Origin of the sequence: Cellulomonas aerilata (genome assembly GCF_007991755.1) — a bacterium.
Classification (GTDB): domain Bacteria; phylum Actinomycetota; class Actinomycetes; order Actinomycetales; family Cellulomonadaceae; genus Pengzhenrongella; species Pengzhenrongella aerilata.
In genome coordinates, this window is the sequence record NZ_BJYY01000002.1 from 15,553 (window position 1) to 36,929 (window position 21,377).

Sequence of the window (21,377 nt, forward strand, 5' to 3'; positions counted from 1 at the left end):
CGCGCAGCAGGGCCACGCAACGGCAGGGCGACCGGCACCCGCGACGACGGACCGCCCTGGCGATGCTCCACCGACATCAGAACCACAACGCGAAGGGGAGGTCCGCAGTGTCGGTCTCCATCAAGCCGCTCGAGGACCGCATCGTCGTCAAGACCCTGGAGGCGGAGACGACCACGGCTTCCGGCCTGGTCATCCCGGACAGCGCCAAGGAGAAGCCCCAGGAGGGCGAGGTCCTGGCGGTCGGCCCCGGTCGCATCGACGACAACGGCAACCGCGTCCCGCTGGACGTGGCCGTGGGCGACAAGGTCATCTACAGCAAGTACGGCGGCACCGAGGTCAAGTACTCCGGCGAGGACTACCTGATCCTCTCGGCGCGCGACATCCTCGCCGTCATCGGCTGACAGCTCCGCGACCGCCGGCCCACGACGGCCGGCTCGCACGACGACGCCCCCGCACCCGGTCCGCCGGGCGCGGGGGCGTCGTCGTTCCCGCGTGCTGCCGTCCGCGCGTGCCGTCGTCTCCCCGCGTGCTGTCGCTGCCGTGTGCGCTGGTCCGTGCGTGCTGTTGCCCAGGCGTGCCGTGGTCCCTGCGTGCACTGCCTGGAGACAGCGGCGCCCCCGCGCCTCGGAGGTCCGAGGGGCGGGGGCGCAGAGGCTGGGTGCTGGGGGTCAGACCGCTTCGCGGGCGCTGGCCGGCTTGGCGAGGATCGCGGCGCGCTCGTCCTCGGACAGCCCGCCCCACACGCCGTACGGCTCGCGGACCTTGAGCGACTGCTCGCGGCACTCCTTGATGACGGGGCAGCTGGCGCAGATCGCCTTGGCCGCCTCGGCGCGACGACGGCGCGCCGAGCCTCGCTCGCCCTCGGGGTGGAAGAAGAGCGTGTCGTCCGCTTCGCGGCACGCACCCTCGAACTGCCACTCCCACAGATCCATTACCGGGCCGGGCAGACGCGAGATCTCGGTCACGAGGTCCTCCTAGACGATGCACGGCCGGCCCTGGTGATCCGGGGCTGCGGTCCGCCTTCTTGCCGATACAGGACCAGCCGGTGATGCGCTGGTAAGTCGGAACGCTACAACCGCGCCAGAAGTTGTTCAAGCCCCTGTTCGCCACCAGTTCAGGGTGACGTCGTCGCAGGTCGGACGGGCGAAACCCGGGTCAAACCTGTGGTAGGTGCCCGGGCGGTGCCGCGGGGCTGCTGCGCGTCGGACCGGTGGTGATCGCTTCAGGTGGTCGGCACAATCGATCCATGACCCCCGCCCGTGGCCGTGAGGACGGCGCCGCCGCCACGCGGACGCTGCGCAGCCTCGTGCCGGCGACGGAGGGCCCCGCCCTGACGGTCGCCGCGGTGGCACGTCGCCTCGGCGTCGCTCCCGCGACCCTGCGGACCTGGGACCGGCGCTACGGGCTCGGCCCGTCGGAGCACTCGGCGGGGTCGCACCGGCGCTACACCGGGGACGACGTCGCGCGCCTGCTGGTCATGCGCCGCCTGACCCTGGAGGGCGTGGCGCCGGTCGAGGCGGCACGTGCCGCGCGGGACGCCGATCCCGCCCTCGTCTCCGACGGCGGCGCCGGCATCGTGCAGATCCCCCGCTCGGAGGACGGCGTCCCGGAGGTCGCGACCCCGGCGCTGGTGGTCGACGCCGCCCTGCGCCACGACGAGCCCGGCTGCCGGAGCCTGCTCGCGTCCGCGGCGGGCGACGTCGCCCTCTGGTGGACGGGGCTGGTGGAGCCCGCGCGCGAGAGCCTCGCCGCCCGGACGGTCCTCGCCCGAGCGGGCGAGGACGCCGAGGCGGTCCTGGAGACGGCGGTCCTGGCGGTCCTGCGGGAGCGCCCGATCCCGGCCGAGGTGCTCGCCGCCGTCGGCCAGCGCGTGGTGCTGCTCATCAGCCCCCCGGCGCAGCCGCGACCGCTCGCCCTGCACGCGCTCGCCGCCGCCCTGACCGACCGCGGCGTGGACGCGCGCGTGCTGGCCGGGCCGGTCGGACGGCACCGCGTGCTCGAGCTGGCCGTGATGGTCCGGCCGGTGGCCGTGGTGCTCGTCGGGCAGCAGGCCGCCCCGGACCTGACGATCGTCCGCGAGCTGCACGAGGCCGAGCCCGACCTGCCCATCTTCGTCGGGCTGGTCGACGACGACTCGGCTGCGACGCTGCCCCTGGACCGCTCGGTGCACCGGGCGCGCAGCTTCACCGGGCTTCTGCACGAGGTCCTGGCCGTCAGCGCCGGATGACACACGGACGAGTGAGCATCGGCGACGTTTCACCCGGTGACTAGCACTCATCCGGAGCACCCCGGCGTCGATATTGGTCCTCGAACGAGTCAGTGCCATGAGGCGCGGGCCCCCGAGCCAGGATGGCGAGGGTAGACGGAGAGGATGTCCGATGACAGGAGTCGTGGTCTGCCACGGCTCGCCGGTCGTGCGCGAGCGGCTGGTCGTGGCCGCACAGGGAGTTCCCGCGCTCACGCCGGTGCGCCCCGCGGCGTCCGGCGAGGAGCTGCTGATCCTGGCGCGTCGCCAGCCGCCGAGCGTCGTCCTGCTGGACGCCCACCTGCCCGGGACCGGGCCGGTCGAGGCGATCCGCCGGCTCCGCCTGATGAACATCGGCGCCGCTGTCGTCATGCTGGCGCAGCCGGGCGACGAGATCGCGCTGGACCGGGCGATCGCCCTCGGCGCCCGCGGCTTCGTCGCCCCTGACGTCGGTCGTGCCGAGCTCGCCGCGGTCGCGGCGCACGTGCTCGCGGCCCCGCTGGCCGGACGCACCTCGCTGGGGAACCGGCTGCCCGGGGTCCCGGTGCCGTCGGTCGCGGCGAGCCGTCGCCCTCTGATGCCGGCGCGGGCCGTGCCGGCCGCGGCCGAGCGCGACGTCGAGCAGGCGACCGTCCAGCTGCCCAAGCCCGAGCTCACCAAGCGCGAGATCGAGGTGCTGACCGGGATGAGCAACGGCCGGTCCAACGCGCAGATCGGTGCCGACCTCTTCCTCTCCGAGGACACCGTCAAGACCCACGCCCGTCGGCTGTTCCGCAAGCTCGGGGCGTCCGACCGCGCGCAGGCCGTCGCCATCGGGTTGCGGCGGGGGCTGATCCGCTGAACGTCACACAGGGCGCAGCGGGGCCCGGGCGTAGAATCGGTGGATGACCACCGACCTCGGAAACCCTGGTCCCGCTGTGCTCGCTGTGCCTGTCGCAGCTCCGGCCGACGTGCCCCACGACCCGTTCGGGTTCACCGGGCTCACCTATGACGACGTCCTCCTCCTGCCGGGGGAGAGCGACGTCGTGCCGTCCGAGGTCGACACGACCGCGCGGCTGACCAAGGGCATCACCGTCGCCGTGCCGCTGCTCTCCGCGGCGATGGACACCGTCACCGAGGCGCGGATGGCGATCGCGATGGCGCGCCAGGGCGGGATCGGCGTCCTGCACCGCAACCTCTCCATCGACGACCAGGCCCACCAGGTCGAGCTCGTCAAGCGGTCCGAGTCCGGCATGGTGACCGACCCGGTGACGGTCGGCCCCGAGGCGACGCTGGCCGAGCTCGACGAGCTGTGCGGCACGTACCGGGTGTCCGGGCTGCCCGTCGTCGACGGCGACAACCGGCTGCTGGGCATCATCACCAATCGCGACCTGCGGTTCGTGTCCCCGGGAGACTTCACGGTCCGCCGGGTGCACGAAGTCATGACGCCGATGCCGCTCGTCACCGCGCCGGTCGGCATCCAGCGCGACGACGCGGCGGCGCTGCTCGCCAAGCACAAGATCGAGAAGCTGCCCATCGTCGACGACGAGGGCCGGCTGTCCGGGCTCATCACGGTCAAGGACTTCGTCAAGACCGAGCAGTACCCCAAGGCCACGAAGGACGACGAGGGCCGCCTGCGGGTCGCCGCCGGTGTCGGCTTCTTCGGTGACGCCTGGGACCGGGCCATGTCGCTGGTCGACGCGGGCGTGGACATCATCGTCGTGGACACCGCGCACGGGCACGCCCAGGCGATGCTGGCAATGATCCACCGGCTGAAGACCGACCCCGCCGCCCGCGGCGTCCAGGTGATCGGCGGCAACATCGCCACCCGGGCGGGCGCGCAGGCGCTCGTCGACGCCGGGGTGGACGCCGTCAAGGTCGGCGTCGGCCCGGGCTCCATCTGCACCACCCGCGTCGTGGCCGGCGTGGGCGTCCCGCAGATCACCGCCATCTACGAGGCGTCCAAGGCGGCGCGCCCCGCCGGCGTGCCGGTGATCGGCGACGGCGGCCTGCAGTACTCCGGTGACATCGCCAAGGCGCTCGTCGCCGGCGCGGACACCGTGATGCTGGGCTCCCTGCTCGCGGGCTGCGAGGAGAGCCCCGGCGACCTGGTGTTCGTCAACGGCAAGCAGTACAAGAACTACCGCGGCATGGGGTCGATGGGTGCCATGGCCTCCCGTGGGCGCGTCTCGTACTCCAAGGACCGCTACTTCCAGGCCGACGTCGCCAGCGACGACAACATCGTCCCCGAGGGCATCGAGGGCCAGGTGCCGTACCGCGGGCCGCTGCGTGCGGTCGCGTACCAGCTGGTCGGGGGCCTGCACCAGTCGATGTTCTACGTCGGCGCGCGGACCATCCCCGAGCTGCAGGCGCGCGGCCAGTTCGTCCGGATCACGCCGGCCGGGCTCAAGGAGTCCCACCCGCACGACATCCGGATGACGGTCGAGGCCCCGAACTACGGCGGCGGCCGGTAGGTCCGGCCGCGCGCGGCCCGCGACCGCAGCCGGAGCCGCGCGACCAGCGACCGCAGGCGGCTCGCCAGACGGGTGAGCAGCGGAGCGCTCGCCAGTCGTGCCCGGTCCGCCCGCTCCTTCGCCAGTGCCCGCGCCGCCCGCCGGGCGGCCGCGCCCTCGACCCAGGCCCGGACTGCGGCGATCTGGTGCTGGTGCACGGTCGCCAGGTCGGCGTCGCCGAGGTGCGGGTACCGCCGGACGATCGCCTCCAGCAGGTCCAGGGTCGCGACGACGTCGACCTCCGCCGTGTGCAGGGGCCCGGCGCTGGCCACGCCGTAGTGCGCGCAGAGGTCGCCGAGCCGGCGGGGGCCGTCCCGGGCGCCGTCCTCCGCCCGGTCCAGCACCAGCGGGTCCAGCACCGGCGCCACGTCACGGCCCAGGCGCTCGCGGAGGGTCGGCAGGCCGTGCCGTGCCAGCTCGGCCTCGAGCAGCCCCAGGTCGAAGGAGGCGTTGTAGGCGACCACCGGCACGCCGGCCGTGACGGCGTCGGCCAGCTCGGTGGCGATCTCCTCCAGCGCCTCGGACGGCGGACGACCGTGGCCTCGTGCGTGCTCCGTGCTGATGCCGTGGATGGCGGTGGCCTGCGGCGGGATGTCGACGTCCGGAGCGAGGAGCCACGTGCGCGCGTGGGTCGTCCCCGCGTGGCGTCGCACGAGGGCGGCGGTGACGACCCGGTCCGTGGCGATGTCGACACCGGTGGTCTCGGTGTCGAGCCCCAGCAGCGGTCCGGTGACCCAGGACATCGCGCCTCCCTCCGGCGGTGGGCCCACCCTGGCACGAGGTGCTGACACGGACCGGCGGGCGGTCCTGCCGGCGGTCGCACCGACGCTCCCGCAGACCCGCGCCTCACGACGGTTGCACAGCCGGTGCTCTCGGCCTTGCCCCCGCGCCGCCAGCGGGGCGACCGGCGGGGAACGCCTGGCACCGGCGGTCGGCTCGTGCCCCGTCCGCGGGCGGGGCCGGAGAGCGCCACGCGGTGGGGACGACCGATCCGCCACCGCTGGAGTGGGGGAGCACCCGGTGACCGGGATGAGGGTGCCGGCGTCCTTCCCGGATCGGTGACGGTGACGCGCGTTCGGGGCCCGGGTGCCGTGACGGGCAGCGCGCTGTCGCCGGTCCGCGCCTCGGGATGCGGACCGGCCGGACGCGGGCGAGGGTGGAAGCCGTGTCCAGGCGGCCGATCGCCGCCCAACCGACCTTCCAAGGAGCACCATGGCGCAGCTGTCCGGTACCACCGTCGCCTTTCTGACCAGCAACAAGGGCGTCGAGCAGCCCGAGCTGACCGAGCCGTGGCAGGCCGTGATCGACGCGGGCGGCACCCCCGTCCTGATCGCGCCGGAGCCAGGCCAGGTCGAGACCGTCGTCGGTGACCTCAACCCGGCGAGCACCTACCCGGTCGACCGGACGCTGGCCGACGTCAGCGCCGGCGAGTTCGCCGCCCTGGTCCTGCCGGGCGGCACGGTCAACGCCGACACCCTGCGGATCAACGTCCAGGCGCAGAACCTGGTCCGCGCGTTCGTCGAGCAGCGCAAGCCGGTCGCGGCGATCTGCCACGCCCCGTGGACGCTCATCGAGGCGGACGTCATCGCGCACAAGCGCACGACGTCGTACCCGAGCCTGGCCACCGACCTGCGCAACGCCCGCGCGGAGTGGGTCGACGAGGAGGTCGTGGTCGACTCGTCCCAGGACTGGACGCTGATCACGTCCCGCAACCCCGGCGACCTGCCGGCCTTCAGCAAGGCCCTCGTGGAGGCGCTCTCCTGACGTCGCCCGCACGGTCCCCGTGGGCGGTGGGCGACACCGCCCACGGGGCCGGGCACGGACCAGCACGACGGTCGTGTCGGTGCTCGCCGGTAGCCTGAGGGCGTGAGCAACGAGATCGAGATCGGTCGTGGCAAGCGCGGACGGCGCGCCTTCTCCTTCGACGACGTCGCCGTGGTGCCCTCGCGCCGCACCCGCGACCCCGAGGAGGTCTCGGTCGGCTGGCAGATCGACGCCTACCACTTCGACCTGCCCGTGCTGGCGGCGCCGATGGACTCCGTGGTCAGCCCGGCCACCGCCGTCGCGCTCGGGCAGCTCGGCGGGGTCGGGGTCCTGGACCTCGAGGGTCTGTGGACGCGCTACGAGGACCCCGAGCCGCTGCTCGAGGAGATCGCGCAGCTCGAGGACGCGGGCGCGACCGCGCGCATGCAGGAGCTCTACGGCGCGCCTATCCAGCCCGAGCTCATCACCCAGCGCCTCAAGGAGGTGCGCGCGGCCGGTGTGACCGTCGCCGGCGCGCTCTCCCCGCAGCGCACCAAGGAGTTCTCGCAGGTCGTCGTGGACGCCGGCGTGGACCTGTTCCTCATCCGCGGCACCACCGTCTCCGCCGAGCACGTGTCGGGACGCGCGGAGCCGCTGAACCTCAAGCGGTTCATCTACGAGCTCGACGTCCCGGTCGTGGTCGGTGGGGCCGCGACCTATAGCGCCGCGCTGCACCTCATGCGCACCGGAGCGGCCGGCGTGCTGGTCGGCTTCGGCGGTGGCGCCGCGCACACCACCCGCGTCTCGCTCGGCATCCACGCCCCCATGGCGACCGCGGTGGCGGACGTCGCCGCGGCCCGGCGGGACTACCTGGACGAGTCCGGCGGCCGGTACGTGCACGTCATCGCCGACGGCGGTGTGGGCCGGTCCGGCGACCTGGTCAAGGCGATCGGCTGCGGCGCCGACGCCGTCATGCTCGGCGCCGCGCTCGCCCGCGCGTCCGAGGCGCCCGGGCGCGGGTGGCACTGGGGTCCGGAGGCGCACCACCCGCAGCTGCCGCGGGGCGAGCGCGTCCACGTCGGCACGGCGGGCACCCTGCAGGAGATCTTCTTCGGGCCCGGTCGCACCGCCGACGGCAGCCTGAACCTCATCGGCGCGCTCAAGCGCGCCATGGCGACCACCGGGTACTCGGACGTGAAGGAGTTCCAGCGCGTCGAGGTCGTCGTCTCGCCGTACCAGCCGCGCTGACGTGTCCCGGACGCCGTGGCGGACGCCGTGCCGGACCGCAGGCCCACGGTGACGGGCCCGACGAGTTCCTCCCTCGGCGGCGCGCCCGCCACCGGGGCGCCCGGGGGAGCGTCCCGGTCCGCCCTGCCGCAGGGGCTCGCCGAGGCACTCCTGCCGCGCGTCGTCGCGGGCGGGCGCGGCGGGTCGGTCACCGTGCTCGCACCGTTCACCGGGCTGCCCCTCGTCGACGTGCCGCTGTCCACCACGGACGACGTCGCCGAGGCGGCGTCCCGGGCCCGCGCCGCGCAGGTCGGGTGGGCGGCGATGCCGGTCGCGCGGCGAGCCGCCGTCCTGCTCGCCTTCCACGACCGGGTGCTCGGCTCGATGGACGAGATCCTCGACCTCGTCCAGCTCGAGTGCGGCAAGGCGCGCCTCAGTGCCGTCGAGGAGGTGGGCGACGTCGCGCAGATCGCCCGGCACCACGCGCGCCGCGCCGCCCGGTACCTCGCGCCGCGGCGCGTGCCGTCGCTCGTGCCCGTGCTGACCACGGCCGAGGTGCGGCGTCACCCGCTCGGGCTGATCGGCGTCGTGGCGCCGTTCAACTACCCGTTCACGCTCTCGGTCGGCGACGCGCTGCCGGCCCTGGTCGCCGGCAACGCGGTCCTGGTCAAGCCGGACACCCGCACGGTGCTCAGCGCCCTGTGGGGCGTCGCGCAGCTCGAGGCCGCGGGTCTGCCCCGCGGGCTCGTCCAGGTCGTCGTCGGCGAGGCCGAGGTGGGCGCGGCCGTGGTCGCCGCCGTCGACCACGTCGTCTTCACCGGCTCCACGGCCACCGGGCGGGAGGTCGCGGCGCAGGCGGGGCGACGGCTGATCGGCGCCACGCTGGAGCTCGGCGGCAAGAACCCGCTCTACGTCGCCGACGACGTCGACGTGGAGGTCGCGGCCGAGGGTGCGGTACGCGCGTGCTTCGCCGGGACCGGTCAGCTGTGCGTGTCGGTCGAGCGGCTGTACGTGCACGAGCGGGTCGCGGACGACTTCCAGGCCGCGTTCGTCCGCCGCACGCGGGCGCTCACCCTCGGACCCGCCCTCGACTTCAGCGCCGACGTCGGCACCCTCACCTCACCGGCTCAGCTCGCCAAGGTCACCGGTCACGTCACCGACGCGGTCGCGCGCGGGGCGACGGTGCTCGCCGGTGGGCGCGCGCGACCCGACCTCGGGCCGCTGTTCTTCGAGCCGACCGTGCTGGCCGACGTCCCGGACGAGGCGGCGGTCGCCCGGGAGGAGACGTTCGGCCCGGTCGTGTCGATCCGCACGGTGCGCTCGGACGACGAGGCGGTGGCCGCGATGAACGACACCCGGTACGGCCTCAACGCCAGCGTCTGGACGCGGTCCGTCGCCCGAGGCCGTGCGCTCGCGGCCCGGGTCGAGGCGGGGACGGTCAACGTCAACGACGGCTACGTGACCGCGTGGGCGGCGGGTGGCGCGCCGCAGGGCGGCGTGAAGGACTCCGGCATCGGTGCCCGGCACGGCGCCGCGAGCATCGCCGCGGTGACCCGGACGCAGACGATCGGGGTCCAGCGCGCCGTCCACGGGCCGCGGTGGGCAGCAGGGCTCGCCGGTGGAGGCGGGCTCGGGTTCGGGCGGATGTACGCGGGGCCCGGCGAGCGCACCGCGCGCCTGCTGACCACGATGCTGCGGGTCAGCAAGGCCGTCCACCGGGCGTGACGCTCGCGGCGGGTGAGGTCACGCCAGGCCGTCGTCCTCGCCTGCGGAGACCGCGGCGTCGGGGTCCTCGCCCCGCACCGCCGCGACCGACTGCCGCGCGATGGCGAGCTCCTCGTTGGTCGGGACGACCATGACCACCGTCGACGTCCACGGCGGGGAGATGATCGTCGGCCCGTCGCCCGCGTTCTCGTTGCGCTCGGGGTCGATTGCGATCCCCAGCCCCTCGAGCCCGGCGACCGCCTGCGCCCGGACCGCGGCGTTGTTCTCCCCGACCCCGGCCGTGAACGACAGCACGTCGAGGCGGCCGAGCACGGCGAGGTAGGCGCCGATGTACTTGCGCAGCCGGTGGAGGTAGACGTCCATCGCGAGCCGGGCGCCGGCGTCACCCTCGGCCACGAGGCGGCCGAGCTCGCGGAAGTCGTTCTCCCCGGACAGGCCCTTGACCCCGGACCGGCGGTTGAACAGCTCGTCGATCTCGTCGACGGACATCCCGGCGTTGCGGTGCAGGTGGAAGACGACGGCCGGGTCGATGTCCCCGGTCCGGGTGCCCATCACCAGGCCCTCGAGCGGGGTGAGCCCCATCGACGTCTCCACCGCGACCCCGCCGCGGACGGCCGAGGCCGAGGCGCCGTTGCCCAGGTGCAGGACGATCTGGTTCAGGTCCGCCAGGCGGCGCCCCAGGACGCGGGCGACCTTCCCGGACACGTACTGGTGCGACGTGCCGTGGAACCCGTACCGGCGGATCGCGTGCTCTTCGGCGACCTCGCGGTCCAGGGCGTACGTCGACGCGGCGTCGGGCAGCGTCTGGAAGAACGCGGTGTCGAAGACGGCGACGTGCGGGACGTCGGGCAGCAGCGACCGGGCGACCTCGATCCCGCGCAGGTTCGCCGGGTTGTGCAGCGGGGCCAGCGGTGCGAGCTCCGCGATCGCGCGCAGGACGTCGTCGTCCACCAGGGCCGGGGCGGAGAACAGTGACCCGCCGTGCACCACGCGGTGCCCGACGGCGATCACCTGCGCCTCGGCGAGGTCCGGCCCCACCTCGCCGAACAAGTCGAGCGCCGTGCGCAGCGCGTCGCCGTGGTCCGCGACCCGGCCGGTACGCCGCGTGGTGTTGCCCCCGAAGGTGTGCTTGAACGCCCCGTCGGCCTCGCCGATCCGCTCCACGAGCCCCGAGGCGATCGCCTCCCCGCCGACCGGGTTGACGAGCTGGTACTTCAGGGACGAGGAACCGGAGTTGATGACGAGCACGCTGCCGTGGGCGCCGAACGCGCTGTGCGGGCTCGGCCGGTCGCCGGCGCCGGGGGTGAGGGTCATGCGTGGCCCTTCTGGTCGGTCGTGCTCGTGGCGGCGGTGTCGGTGGCGGCGGCGGCCGCGGCGGGCCCGAGGGCCTGCGCCTGGATGGCGGTGATCGCGACGGTGTTGACGATGTCCTGCACGAGCGCGCCGCGCGACAGGTCGTTGACCGGCTTGCGCAGGCCCTGCAGCACGGGACCGACCGCGACCGCCCCGGCGGACCGCTGCACGGCCTTGTAGGTGTTGTTGCCGGTGTTGAGGTCCGGGAAGACGAACACCGTCGCGCGTCCGGCGACCTCCGAGCCGGGCAGCTTGGTCCGGGCGACGGACGCGTCGACGGCGGCGTCGTACTGGATCGGACCCTCGACGCTCAGCTCGGGACGACGGCTGCGGACGAGCTCGGTCGCGGTGCGGACCTTGTCGACGTCGGCCCCGGACCCCGACTCCCCGGTCGAGTAGGACAGCATCGCGACCCGCGGCTCGATGGCGAACTGCGCCGCGGTCGCCGCCGACGAGATCGCGATGTCCGCGAGCTGCTCCGCGGTCGGGTCGGGGTTGACGGCGCAGTCGCCGTAGACGAGCACGCGGTCGTCGAGGCACATGAGGAACACGCTGGAGACGATCGAGACCCCGGGGACGGTCTTGATGATCTCGAACGACGGCTTGATGGTGTGCGCCGTGGTGTGCATGGCCCCGGAGACCATCCCGTCCGCCAGGCCGAGGTGGACCATCATCGTGCCGAAGTACGACACCGAGGAGACGATCTCCCGGGCCTGCTCGACGGTCATCCCCTTGTGCGCCCGCAGGGCGGTGTACTCGTGCGCGAACCGCTCGTGCAGCTCGCCACCGGTCGGGTCGACCACGTGCGCGTCGTCCAGGGCGAGACCGAGCTCGGTGGCGCGGGCCCGGATGGCCGCCTCGTCGCCGAGGATGGTCAGCTCGGCGACGCCGCGCTGCAGCAGCGTGCTGGCCGCGCGCAGGATCCGGTCGTCCGCGCCCTCGGGCAGGACGATGTGCCGGCGGTCCGCGCGGGCGCGGTCGAGCAGGTCGTACTCGAACATCAGCGGCGTGACGACGTGCGGCCGGGGGAGCTCCAGGCGCGAGGAGAGCGCGTCGACGTCGACGTGCTGCTCGAACAGCCCCAGCGCGGTGTCGATCTTGCGCTGGGAGTCCGTGGACAGCCGGCCGCGGGTGGCGGCTGCGGCGCTGGCGCTGCGGAACGTGCCCAGGTCGGTGCGGATGATGGGCACCCGCGGTCCGAGGCCCTCGACGAGCCGGCCCAGCGACCCCTGCGGGTAGAAGCCGCCGTTGAGGATGATGCCCGCCAGCGACGGGAAGCCCTGCGCCGCGTGCGCGGTGAGCAGCCCGAGCAGGACGTCGATGCGGTCCCCGGGGGTGATCACGACGGCGCCGTCGGAGAGCCGGTCCAGCAGGTGCTCGAAGGACATCGCCCCGACCAGCACGTCCAGGGCCTCGCGCGCGAGCAGCTCCTCGTCGCCGACGACGAGACGTCCGCCGACCGCCTCCATGAGCGCCCGCACGGTCGGCGCGACGAGGAACGGCTCCTCCGGCATGGTCCAGGCGGGTATGTCACCGCCGCCGCCTCCTGCGAGCGCCTCCCGGACCTCGGCGAGGTCCCCGGTGCACCGGTTCGCGACCACGCCGATGACCTGGGCGTGATTGGTCGTGAGCTCCCCGATGGACACCTCGGCGACCTGCCGGACCTCGGCCGGGGTGCGCCCGTTGCCGCTCACCACGAGCAGGACGGGAGCCCCCAGGTTCGCCGCGATCCGGGCGTTGTAGGCCAGCTCGGTCGGTCCCGCGACGTCGGTGTAGTCGCTGCCGACCACCACGACGACGTCGCAGCGGCGCGCGACCTCGTGGTACCGGGCCACGATCCGGGCGAGCGCCGCCTCGGGATCGGCGTGCACCTGCTCGTAGGTCACGCCCAGGCACAGGTCGTAGTCGAGGTCGACGCCGTCCTGGGCGAGGAGGAGCTCGAGCACGTAGTCCGGGTCGTGCGTGGACCGGGCGATCGGCCGGAACACCCCCACCCGCTGCGCACGGCGGGTGAGCAGCTCCAGCACACCGAGCGCGACGGTGGACTTGCCTGTCTCACCCTCGGGGGAGGTGACGTACACGCTCGTCACGGGCTGCGTCGTGGCGCTCACTCGTTGTCACCCCCGGTGGCCGTCGCGCCGGCGGTCTGCCCGCTGTACGCGGGCCCGGAGCCCTCGGTCCCGGTCTCCCCGACGTCCGGCCACACCCAGTCGCGCACCTCGGGGACGTCCTCCCCGTGCAGGCGGGTGTACTCGCGGGCGTGGATGCGGGCGTCGACCATCCGCTGCCGCAGGCGCGCGGCCCTGGAGCCGAGGTGCGGGACGCGGTCGATGACGTCGATGACCAGGTGGAAGCGGTCGAGGTCGTTGAGCATGACCATGTCGAACGGTGTCGTCGTCGTCCCCTCCTCCTTGTACCCGCGCACGTGCAGGTTGGCGTGGCCCGTGCGGCGGTAGGTGAGGCGGTGGATCAGCCACGGGTAGCCGTGGTAGGCGAACACGACGGGCTTCGTCGTGGTGAACAGGGTGTCGAAGTCGCGGTCGCTGAGCCCGTGCGGGTGCTCGGCCGCGTCCTGCAGGCGCATGAGGTCGACGACGTTGACGAAGCGGACCCGCAGGTCGGGCAGCTCGCGCTTGAGGATGTCCGCCGCCGCCAGCGCCTCGAGGGTGGGGACGTCACCGGCGCACGCCAGGACGACGTCGGGGTCGTCGTCCGTGGTCTCCGAGCCGGCCCACTCCCAGATCCCGAGCCCGCGCGTGCAGTGCGCGACGGCCTCGTCCATCGTGAGGAAGTTCGGGGACGGCTGCTTGCCGGCGACCACCACGTTGACGTAGTCGCGGCTGCGCAGGCAGTGGTCGTAGGTCGACAGGAGCGTGTTGGCGTCCGGCGGCAGGTAGACGCGGACGATCTCGGCCTTCTTGTTGACGACGTGGTCGATGAACCCCGGGTCCTGGTGGCTGAAGCCGTTGTGGTCCTGGCGCCAGACGTGGCTCGACAGCAGGTAGTTGAGCGACGCGACCGGCCGCCGCCAGGGGATGTGGCGGGTGACCTTGAGCCACTTGGCGTGCTGGTTGAACATCGAGTCGATGATGTGGATGAACGCCTCGTAGCAGTTGAACATCCCGTGGCGTCCGGTCAGCAGGTAGCCCTCGAGCCAGCCCTGGCACTGGTGCTCGGACAGCATCTCCATGACGCGGCCGGCGCGGGCCAGGTGCTCGTCCACCTCCGGGCCGAGGAGCTCGGCGTTCCACTGCTTGTCGGTCGCCTCGAAGACGGCCTGCAGGCGGTTGGAGGCGGTCTCGTCGGGGCCGAAGATGCGGAAGTTGTCGGGGTTGCGGCGGATGACCTCGGTGAGCCACTGGCCGAGCACACGGGTGGACTCGCTCATGGACCCGGCGGGTCGCGGCACGTCGACCGCGAACTCGCGGAAGTCCGGCAGGCGCAGGTCCCGCAGCAGCAGGCCGCCGTTGGTGTGCGGGTTGTCGCTCATCCGCAGCGGTCCGGCCGGTGCCAGGGTCGCCACGTCGGGGTCCAGGGCGCCGTCGGCGGTGAACAGCTCCTCGGCGCGGTAGGACCGCAGCCAGCCCTCCAGGACCCGCAGGTGCTCCTCGGTGTCCCGTGCGCTGGACAGCGGCACCTGGTGCGAGCGCCAGGAGTTCTCCACCTGCTTGCCGTCGATGACCGGCGGGCAGGTCCACCCCTTCGGGGTGCGCAGGACGATCATCGGCCAGCGCGGGCGGCTGTCGTCCCCGGCGGCGGCGCGCGCCTTGATGTCGGCGATCTCGTCCAGCACCGTGTCCAGCAGCTCGGCGAAGCGGCGGTGCACCGCCGCGTGGTCCTCGCCGTCGAAGCCGCCGCTGAACAGGTACGGGTGGTGGCCGTACCCCCGCATGAGGTCGAGCAGCTCGTCCTCGCCGATGCGCGCCAGCAGGGTGGGGTTGGCGATCTTGTACCCGTTGAGGTGCAGGATCGGCAGCACGACCCCGTCCCTGGTCGGGTCGACGAACTTGTTGGAGTGCCAGCTCGTGGCCAGCGGCCCGGTCTCCGCCTCGCCGTCGCCGACGACGGCTGCGACGAGCAGGTCCGGGTTGTCGAAGGCGGCCCCGTACGCGTGCGACAGCACGTAGCCGAGCTCGCCGCCCTCGTGGATGGACCCGGGGGTCTCCGGCGCGACGTGGCTGGGGATCCCGCCGGGGAAGGAGAACTGCCGGAACAGCCGCCGGATGCCCTCGGCGTCCGTCGTGATGTCGGAGTAGGTCTCCGAGTACGTGCCGTCCAGGTAGGCGTTGGCCACCAGGCCCGGACCGCCGTGCCCCGGGCCGGTGAGGTAGATGGTCGACTGCCCGCGCTCGGCGATCGTCCGGTTGAGGTGGGCGTACAGGAAGTTGAGGCCCGGCGTGGTGCCCCAGTGGCCGAGCAGGCGCGGCTTGACGTGCTCGGTCGTCAGCGGCTCGCGCAGCAGGGGGTTGTCGAGGAGGTAGATCTGCCCCACCGACAGGTAGTTGGCCGCGCGCCACCAGGCGTCGACGCGGGTGAGCGTCTCGTCGCTGAGGGCCTCGTCGGGTCGTCGGGCCCAGGCCGCAGGTGCTGCCGTACCGGTCGTCTGCGTGCTCAATCGACACCCCTCGGGGACGTGGCTCGGTCGACGGCACAGGTGGGCCGCCGGCTTCCGTGCGCCGCTGCCCGTCATTCTCATCACATCCCGTGCGGGCGTGCACCCAGGCCGTCGGGCCGCCGGGACGGGGCGCGGCGGTGCTCCGGGTAGCGTCGACGGGGTGGAGGACCGGGAGCCGACGTCGTTGCTGCGTGCCGCCGTCCGGCCACGCATGCTCGTGCTGCTCGTGGTGCTGCTGGTCGCCGCCGCGCTCTGCGCGCGGCTGGGCGTGTGGCAGCTGGACCGCGCGCACGTGCGGGCGCAGGCCGGGCAGGCGGCCGGTCAGGAGGCGCCGGGACCCGTCCCGCTCGACGAGGTGCTGGCGCCGCAGACGACGTTCGACGGCGGCGTCCAGACCCGCCCGGTCACCGCCACCGGGACCTACGAGGCGGACCGGCAGCTCGTGGTGGAGGGGCGGGTGGTCGACGGGCGTCCGGCGTACCTCGTGCTGACCCCGCTGCGGGTCGACGGGGCGGTGCTGCCCGTCGTCCGCGGCTGGGTGTCCTCGCCCGACGACGACGCCGCGCTCGCGGTGCCCGACGGCGAGGTGGTGGTGACCGGGTACCTGCGGGCGTCGGAGCAGTCGGGCACGCTCGACCCGGGCGCCGGCACGACCGACGCGATCAGCTCGGCCCAGCTCGTCAACGTCTGGGGCGGGCCGATCTACTCGGGGTACCTGGCGCTGACGGACGCGCAGCCCGCGCAGCCGTCCGGCCCCACGCCGCTGCCGCCGCCGGTCGCGGACGAGGGCGGCTGGGACCTGCGGAACCTCGGCTACGCGGCGCAGTGGTGGATCTTCGGGCTGTTCGCCCTGGGCCTGTGGGTCCGGATGGTGCGGGACGAGGCGCGGGGCGACGTGCAGGACGAGCCGGTCGTCACGACGCCGACGGGCGCCGACGCATCTCCTTGACCGCGCGCCGCCGGCGCTCGGTGTCGGCGCGGCGCACGCGGGACGCCCGGCTGGGCCGCGCGGCGCGACGTGGGGGCGGCGAGGGAGCGAGGGCGTCGTCCAGCGTCGCGACGAGCCGGTCGACCGCCGCCTGCCGGTTGCGCAGCTGGGACCGGTGCTCCGACGCCGCGATGGTCAGGACGCCGCGGACGAGCCGGCCGCCCAGGCGCCGGACGACGAGCTCGCGCTGCTCCGGCGCGAGCACCGTGGTCGCGGCGACGTCCCAGGACAGCTCGGCGCGGGAGTCGGCGGTGTTCACGGACTGACCGCCCGGGCCGCTCGACCGGGAGAAGCGCCAGACGAGCTCGTCGTCCGGGACGACGAGCCCACCGCGCAGCGTCACCGGGCCGACCATGGCACCAGGGTGACATCCCGGCCGCCGACCGGGCAGGGTCGCCCCCATGCAAATCCTCGTGGTGGGCGGCACCGGCTGGCTCGGTGGGACGGTGGTGCGGGCGGCGCTGGAGCGCGGCCACGAGGTCGCGGCCCTGAGCCGGGGGCGCAGCGGGCGGCCCGCGGACGGCGTCGTGGCGCTCACCGCGGACCGGGATCACGCCGAGGACCTGGGTCGTGCGCTCGCGGGACGGCGGTTCGACGCGGTCGTGGACACGTCCGGCTACACGGTCGCGGGTGCCCGCTCGACGGCCGAGCACCTGGCCGACGTCGGCGCGTACGCCTACGTCAGCAGCCTCAACGCCTACCGCGACTTCCCGCCGGGCCCGGTCACCGGGACGGACGGCCCGACCTGGGACGAGGAGTCCGACGAGTACGGGCCGATGAAGGCGGCGTCCGAGCGGGTGCTCGGCGCGGCCCTGGACGGACGGCTGCTGGTCGCCCGCGCGGGCCTGATCATCGGACCGGGCGACCCGACCGGACGGCTGGGGTGGTGGCTGCGCCGGATGCAGCGCGGCGGGCGGGTCGTGGTGCCCGCCGAGTCGCGCGACGTGCCGGTCGCGTTCGTCGACGTCCGGGACCTGGCCGGGTGGCTGGTCGGGTCGGTCGAGGCCGGCCGCTCCGGCGCCGTCAACGCGACCGGCGACGCCGGGATGACGACGTACGGGGGGCTGCTCGACCTGTGCCGCGACGTCGTCGGGGACGACGCCGCGGAGCCGGTGCGGTTCGTCGAGCGGGACGACGCCGCCCTGCTGGCCGCGGGCGTCCAGGAGTGGACCGACCTGCCGTTCTGGCTGCCGGTCGCCCAGGCCCGGACCCTCTGGCGGGTCGACACCACGACCGCCCGGGCGGCCGGGCTGCCCAGTCGCCCCGTCGAGAGGTCCGTCAGGGACCTGTGGGCGTGGCTGCGCGAGCGACCGGCCGGCGCCGACGTGGCCGGCGCCGGCCGGGCCCGCCCGCCGGTCGGTCTGCCGGACGACGTCGAGCGCGCGCTGCTGGGCCCGGCGGGGCGCTGACCGAGGTCACTCCCGCTGCCACGAGCGCCACAGCGCGGCGTAGTCGCCGCCCGCCGTGACCAGCTCGTCGTGCGCGCCGATCTCGGTGATCCGCCCGGCGTCGACCACTGCGACGCGGTCGGCGTCGTGCGCGGTGTGCAGCCGGTGCGCGATCGCGACGACCGTGCGCCCCTCGAGCACCGCGGACAGCGACCGTTCCAGGTGCCGGGCGGCCCGCGGGTCGAGCAGCGACGTCGCCTCGTCCAGCACGAGGGTGTGCGGGTCCAGCAGCACCAGCCGGGCCAGGGCGAGCTGCTGGGCCTGCGCCGGGGTGAGCGCGGTCCCGCCGGAGCCGACCGGGGTCGCGAGCCCGTCCGGCAGCGCTCCGACCCAGCCCCAGGCGTCGACCGCCTCCAGCGCCCGGACCAGCTCGGCGTCGTCCGCGCCCACCTTGGCCAGGCGCAGGTTGTCCGCGATCGTGCCCACGAACACGTGGTGCTCCTGGGTGACCAGGGCGACGTGACCGCGCAGGTCGTCCAGCGGCAGGTCGACCAGCGGGACGCCGCCGACGGTGACCGTGCCGCCGGTGGGCGGGTGGATGCCGGCGAGCATCCGCCCGAGCGTGGACTTGCCGGCCCCGGACGGGCCGACGACGGCGAGCCGCTCGCCGACCCGGAGCTCCAGGTCGATCCCGTGCAGCACGTCGTGGCCCGTGCGGTACGCGTACCGCACGCCGTGGGCCACCACCTGCTCGTGCGCGGGGCGCCGGTCGCCGGCCGTGCGGTCGGCCGGGACGTCCTGGACGCCGACGATCCGCGCCAGCGCGCTGCCGCCGACCTGGATCTCGTCCAGCCAGAAGATCAGCTCGCCGATGACCGGGATGACCTGGACGGCGTACAGGGTCACGGTGGTGACCGCGCCGACCGTCGCGGAGCCGGTGGAGATCAGGTAGGCGCCCCAGATCAGCACCCCGACGACCGGCATGAGGAACGCGACGTCCACGCCGGGGAACAGGATGGTCCGCAGCGCCAGCGTGTACCGCTCGGCGTCGAACGCCTCGCGCAGGTCCGCGTCGACGCGCTCGCGGCGGCGCGCACCCAGCCCCAGGGCGTCCACCGTGCGTGCACCCTCGACCGACTCGGTGATCGTCCCGTTGAGCGTGGAGTACGCGGCGGACTCGCGCAGGTAGGCCGGGGTCGCCCGGCGCAGGTACCAGCGGGTGATCGTCACCAGCAGCGGCGTCCCGGCGAGCAGCCCGAGCGCCACCGCGGGGTCGGTGAGCGCCGCCGCCACCAGGGTGAGCGCGACCGTGGCGGTGGTCACCAGGAGCCGCGGGACCCCGAACCGGACCGTGTACTGCACGCGGTCGACGTCGTTGGTCATCCGCGCGACCAGGTCCCCGGTGCCCGCCCGCTCGACGGTGGACAGGGGCAGCCGCGTCACCGTCGCCACGAACTCCTCGCGCAGGCGGGCGAACACGGTCTCGCCCAGCACCATCGCCTGGCGCCGGGCGAACCGGGTCAGCACCGCCTGGGCGAGGACGGCGACGGTGAGCATCAGCACCGCGCGGTCGATCCCGCCGCGGGTGGCCGACCCCGTGGTCACCCCGTCGACCAGGCGGCCGAGCAGCCACGGACCGGCCAGCCCGGCGAGCGCCGCGAGGCCGTGCAGCACGACGGACACCGTGAGCCCGCCCCGGTACCGGCGCAGCAGCGCCCGGGTGTGGCGGCGCAGGGCCGTCGGGTCAGCGACCGGCAGCTGCACGGCTCTCCTCCTCCTCGTTCTCGGCGGCGGCGCGGGACACGACTGCCCGGTAGGCGGTCGCGGCCTCGTCGTCGCGGTCCATGAGGTCGCGGTGCCGGCCGGTGACCCGCACGCGTCCGTCCACCACGAGGGCGACCTCGTCGACGACGTCGAGCACGAGCGGGCTGGCCGTCACCACGACGGTGGTCCGGCCGCGGCGCAGGTCGGCGAGCCGGGTCGCGATGCGGGCCTCGGTGTGGGCGTCGACCGCGCTCGTCGGCTCGACGAGCACCAGGACCTCCGCGTCGGTGAGCAGCGCCCGGGCCAGGGCGACCCGCTGCCGCTGCCCGCCGGACAGCGACCGGCCCTTCTCGGCGAGCTCACCCTCCAGACCACCGGGCAGTGAGTCCAGGACGTCCCCGGCGTCGGCCGTGTGCAGCGCCCGGCTCAGGTCGTCCGGTGTCGCGCGGCCACGCACGTCCAGCTCGTCCGCCAGCCGCCCGGTGAACAGGCTCGGGGTCGACTCCGCGACCACCACGCGCTCGCGGACGTCGGACAGCCGCAGCTCGGACAGCAGCGTGCGACCCCAGCGCACGCCGGCGACGCTCTCGCCGCCGAACCGGCCCAGGCGCAGCGCCAGCCCGGCCGTCTCGTCCGGGTCCGCGCTGACCAGCGCCAGCATGCGGCCGGGCCGCACCACCAGACCGCTCACCTCGTCGACCAGCGGCTCACCCGGCTCGACGACGGCGGGCGTCGCGGGGTCCGCGGCGTCCGTGGTGGGCACGCGCAGCACCTGCAGGATCTTGCGGGCGCCCACCGCGGCCCGGGTGGTGATGCGCAGCGCCTCGGTGGCCGTCCACAGCGGCTCGGTGAGGAACGCGGCGAACCCGTAGAAGGCGACGAGCTGTCCCGGCGTGATGTCGCCGGCCACCGCCAGGCGCGCTCCGACCCACACCACCGCGGCCAGGAACAGGCCGGGCAGCAGCGTCTGCAGCGCGTCCAGCAGCGACTGGGTCTGCGCCACCCGCACGCCGGTCTCCCGGACGACCCGGGACTGCGCCCGGTAGCGGCCGGCGAAGACGTCCTCACCGCCGATCCCGCGCAGGATCCGCAGCCCCGAGACGGTGTCCGCACCGAGCGTGGTGAGCCGCCCGGCCGCCTCGCGCTGGGCCGCCTGGCGTCCCTGCAGCGGCTTGACCAGCAGCGACAGCACCGCCACCACCACCGGCAGGCCGACCAGGACGAGCGCGCCGAGCACGGCGGAGGTGCGCATGAGGACGACGGCGATGGTCGCGTACGCCGCCACCCCGCCCAGGAACCGCGGCGCGATCACGTACACCTCGCCGGTGCGCAGCGCGTCGCTCGCGACCGTGGCGACCACCTCGCCGGTGGGCAGCTCGGCGGTCACCGCGTCGCCGGTGCGCGTCACGTGGCGGCCGATCAGCTGCGACGAGGTGAACGCCGACCGCAGCCAGTTCTCGACCTCCAGGCGGTGGCCGACCACGTTCGCGAGCACCTGCACCATGCCGACGCCGAGCAGCGCGGCGCACCCCGCCAGGAGGGACCGCGACACGCCGTCGTCCAGGCCGCCGTCGACGATCCGCCCGAGCATGTAGGGCAGCAGGGCACCGGCGACGTTGCCGGCGACGGCGACCAGCACGGCGGCGAGCGCGATCCCGCGCTGGCGTCGACCGAGCCACCACAGGAAGGCGTGCGGCGAGGTCAGCGGCGGGGTGCCGGGATCGGCGAGGGGGAGGGGACGCACAGGGACCCACGCTAGGCGCAGGGTGGGGCGCCGGCCGAACCGTTTTCCGCGGGTGCGGCCGGGTCCGCCCGCGGGTTCGGGCCGCACGCCGGT

General features: G+C 74.4%; 17 protein-coding genes. 9 read left to right on the forward strand and 8 right to left on the reverse strand.

Going from position 1 to position 21,377, the window contains the following annotated elements; translation table 11 throughout:
* Positions 1-107 precede the first annotated feature (107 nt).
* On the forward strand, positions 108-401 hold the full coding sequence (gene groES, locus CAE01nite_RS03340; RefSeq protein WP_146899963.1) for a co-chaperone GroES: 294 nt from the start codon (positions 108-110) through the stop codon (positions 399-401).
* A 267-nt stretch (positions 402-668) separates the two neighbouring features.
* On the opposite strand, the gene CAE01nite_RS03345 is transcribed toward groES, so the two are convergent.
* Positions 669-965 (reverse strand): WhiB family transcriptional regulator, encoded by a 297-nt coding sequence (locus CAE01nite_RS03345; RefSeq protein WP_146899966.1) that lies wholly within the window; start codon positions 963-965, stop codon positions 669-671.
* 281 nt (positions 966-1,246) lie between these two features.
* On the opposite strand from CAE01nite_RS03345, the gene CAE01nite_RS03350 reads away from it, so the two are divergent.
* From CAE01nite_RS03350 to guaB, 3 genes are all read left to right on the forward strand, one after another.
* Entirely contained in the window at positions 1,247-2,227 is a 981-nt protein-coding gene (locus CAE01nite_RS03350; protein ID WP_146899969.1) for a MerR family transcriptional regulator, read from the forward strand.
* 151 nt (positions 2,228-2,378) lie between these two features.
* On the forward strand, positions 2,379-3,086 hold the full coding sequence (locus CAE01nite_RS03355; RefSeq protein WP_146899971.1) for a response regulator transcription factor: 708 nt from the start codon (positions 2,379-2,381) through the stop codon (positions 3,084-3,086).
* A 43-nt stretch (positions 3,087-3,129) separates the two neighbouring features.
* Positions 3,130-4,698, forward strand: a complete 1,569-nt coding sequence (guaB, locus tag CAE01nite_RS03360) for an IMP dehydrogenase (protein ID WP_146899974.1) — start codon at positions 3,130-3,132, stop codon at positions 4,696-4,698.
* Here guaB and CAE01nite_RS03365 read toward each other — a convergent pair.
* Positions 4,680-5,480, reverse strand: coding sequence for an exonuclease domain-containing protein (locus tag CAE01nite_RS03365; protein WP_146899977.1), 801 nt, complete (start codon positions 5,478-5,480; stop codon positions 4,680-4,682). The two genes, guaB and CAE01nite_RS03365, sit on opposite strands and share 19 nt — an antisense overlap.
* A 469-nt stretch (positions 5,481-5,949) precedes the next feature.
* Here CAE01nite_RS03365 and CAE01nite_RS03370 point away from each other — a divergent pair, with 469 nt between their 5' ends.
* The 3 genes from CAE01nite_RS03370 to CAE01nite_RS03380 all read left to right on the forward strand — a co-directional run bounded on the left by CAE01nite_RS03370 (position 5,950) and on the right by CAE01nite_RS03380 (position 9,432).
* Positions 5,950-6,501, forward strand: a complete 552-nt coding sequence (locus CAE01nite_RS03370) for a type 1 glutamine amidotransferase domain-containing protein (RefSeq protein WP_146899979.1) — start codon at positions 5,950-5,952, stop codon at positions 6,499-6,501.
* A gap of 102 nt (positions 6,502-6,603) precedes the next feature.
* Entirely contained in the window at positions 6,604-7,728 is a 1,125-nt protein-coding gene (locus tag CAE01nite_RS03375; protein ID WP_146899982.1) for a GuaB3 family IMP dehydrogenase-related protein, read from the forward strand.
* Positions 7,729-7,743: 15 nt separating this feature from the next.
* Positions 7,744-9,432, forward strand: a complete 1,689-nt coding sequence (locus CAE01nite_RS03380) for a succinic semialdehyde dehydrogenase (RefSeq protein WP_246130979.1) — start codon at positions 7,744-7,746, stop codon at positions 9,430-9,432.
* A gap of 18 nt (positions 9,433-9,450) precedes the next feature.
* On the opposite strand, the gene CAE01nite_RS03385 is transcribed toward CAE01nite_RS03380, so the two are convergent.
* Genes CAE01nite_RS03385 through CAE01nite_RS03395 form a run of 3 tightly spaced genes read right to left on the reverse strand, consistent with a single transcriptional unit; the run spans position 9,451 to position 15,400 of the window.
* Positions 9,451-10,746: an acetate kinase gene (locus CAE01nite_RS03385; RefSeq protein WP_146899985.1), complete on the reverse strand. Its 1,296-nt coding sequence runs from the start codon at positions 10,744-10,746 to the stop codon at positions 9,451-9,453.
* Positions 10,743-12,896: a phosphate acetyltransferase gene (gene pta / locus CAE01nite_RS03390; RefSeq protein ID WP_146899988.1), complete on the reverse strand. Its 2,154-nt coding sequence runs from the start codon at positions 12,894-12,896 to the stop codon at positions 10,743-10,745. The genes CAE01nite_RS03385 and pta overlap by 4 nt, the downstream gene beginning before the upstream one ends.
* On the reverse strand, positions 12,893-15,400 hold the full coding sequence (locus tag CAE01nite_RS03395; RefSeq protein WP_246130980.1) for a phosphoketolase family protein: 2,508 nt from the start codon (positions 15,398-15,400) through the stop codon (positions 12,893-12,895). Before CAE01nite_RS03395 ends, pta begins: the two co-directional genes overlap by 4 nt.
* 160 nt (positions 15,401-15,560) lie before the next feature.
* On the opposite strand from CAE01nite_RS03395, the gene CAE01nite_RS03400 reads away from it, so the two are divergent.
* Entirely contained in the window at positions 15,561-16,349 is a 789-nt protein-coding gene (locus CAE01nite_RS03400) for an SURF1 family protein (protein WP_246130981.1), read from the forward strand.
* Here CAE01nite_RS03400 and arfB read toward each other — a convergent pair.
* A complete protein-coding gene (gene arfB / locus CAE01nite_RS03405; RefSeq protein ID WP_146899993.1) occupies positions 16,315-16,743 on the reverse strand; it encodes an alternative ribosome rescue aminoacyl-tRNA hydrolase ArfB in 429 nt (142 codons plus the stop codon). The two genes, CAE01nite_RS03400 and arfB, sit on opposite strands and share 35 nt — an antisense overlap.
* A 46-nt stretch (positions 16,744-16,789) precedes the next feature.
* Here arfB and CAE01nite_RS03410 point away from each other — a divergent pair, with 46 nt between their 5' ends.
* The gene (locus CAE01nite_RS03410; RefSeq protein WP_146899996.1) at positions 16,790-17,797 is read left to right on the forward strand and encodes an NAD-dependent epimerase/dehydratase family protein; all 1,008 of its coding nucleotides are present in this window, start codon (positions 16,790-16,792) and stop codon (positions 17,795-17,797) included.
* A gap of 6 nt (positions 17,798-17,803) precedes the next feature.
* Here the strand turns inward: CAE01nite_RS03410 and CAE01nite_RS03415 are convergent, their stop codons facing one another.
* Both CAE01nite_RS03415 and CAE01nite_RS03420 read right to left on the reverse strand, forming a co-directional pair.
* The gene (locus CAE01nite_RS03415) at positions 17,804-19,540 is read right to left on the reverse strand and encodes an ABC transporter ATP-binding protein (RefSeq protein ID WP_146899999.1); all 1,737 of its coding nucleotides are present in this window, start codon (positions 19,538-19,540) and stop codon (positions 17,804-17,806) included.
* Positions 19,521-21,284, reverse strand: a complete 1,764-nt coding sequence (locus CAE01nite_RS03420; protein ID WP_146900002.1) for an ABC transporter transmembrane domain-containing protein — start codon at positions 21,282-21,284, stop codon at positions 19,521-19,523. The genes CAE01nite_RS03415 and CAE01nite_RS03420 overlap by 20 nt, the downstream gene beginning before the upstream one ends.
* Between the last annotated feature and the right edge of the window lie 93 nt (positions 21,285-21,377).

Coding starts and splice junctions, on each gene's coding strand:
- CAE01nite_RS03350 (WP_146899969.1), top strand. CDS start 1,247: ATGACCCCCGCCCGTGGCCGTGAGGACGGCGCCGCCGCCACGCGGACG.
- CAE01nite_RS03355 (WP_146899971.1), top strand. CDS start 2,379: ATGACAGGAGTCGTGGTCTGCCACGGCTCGCCGGTCGTGCGCGAGCGG.
- guaB (WP_146899974.1), top strand. CDS start 3,130: ATGACCACCGACCTCGGAAACCCTGGTCCCGCTGTGCTCGCTGTGCCT.
- CAE01nite_RS03365 (WP_146899977.1), bottom strand. CDS start 5,480: ATGTCCTGGGTCACCGGACCGCTGCTGGGGCTCGACACCGAGACCACC.
- CAE01nite_RS03370 (WP_146899979.1), top strand. CDS start 5,950: ATGGCGCAGCTGTCCGGTACCACCGTCGCCTTTCTGACCAGCAACAAG.
- CAE01nite_RS03385 (WP_146899985.1), bottom strand. CDS start 10,746: ATGACCCTCACCCCCGGCGCCGGCGACCGGCCGAGCCCGCACAGCGCG.
- arfB (WP_146899993.1), bottom strand. CDS start 16,743: ATGGTCGGCCCGGTGACGCTGCGCGGTGGGCTCGTCGTCCCGGACGAC.
- CAE01nite_RS03410 (WP_146899996.1), top strand. CDS start 16,790: ATGCAAATCCTCGTGGTGGGCGGCACCGGCTGGCTCGGTGGGACGGTG.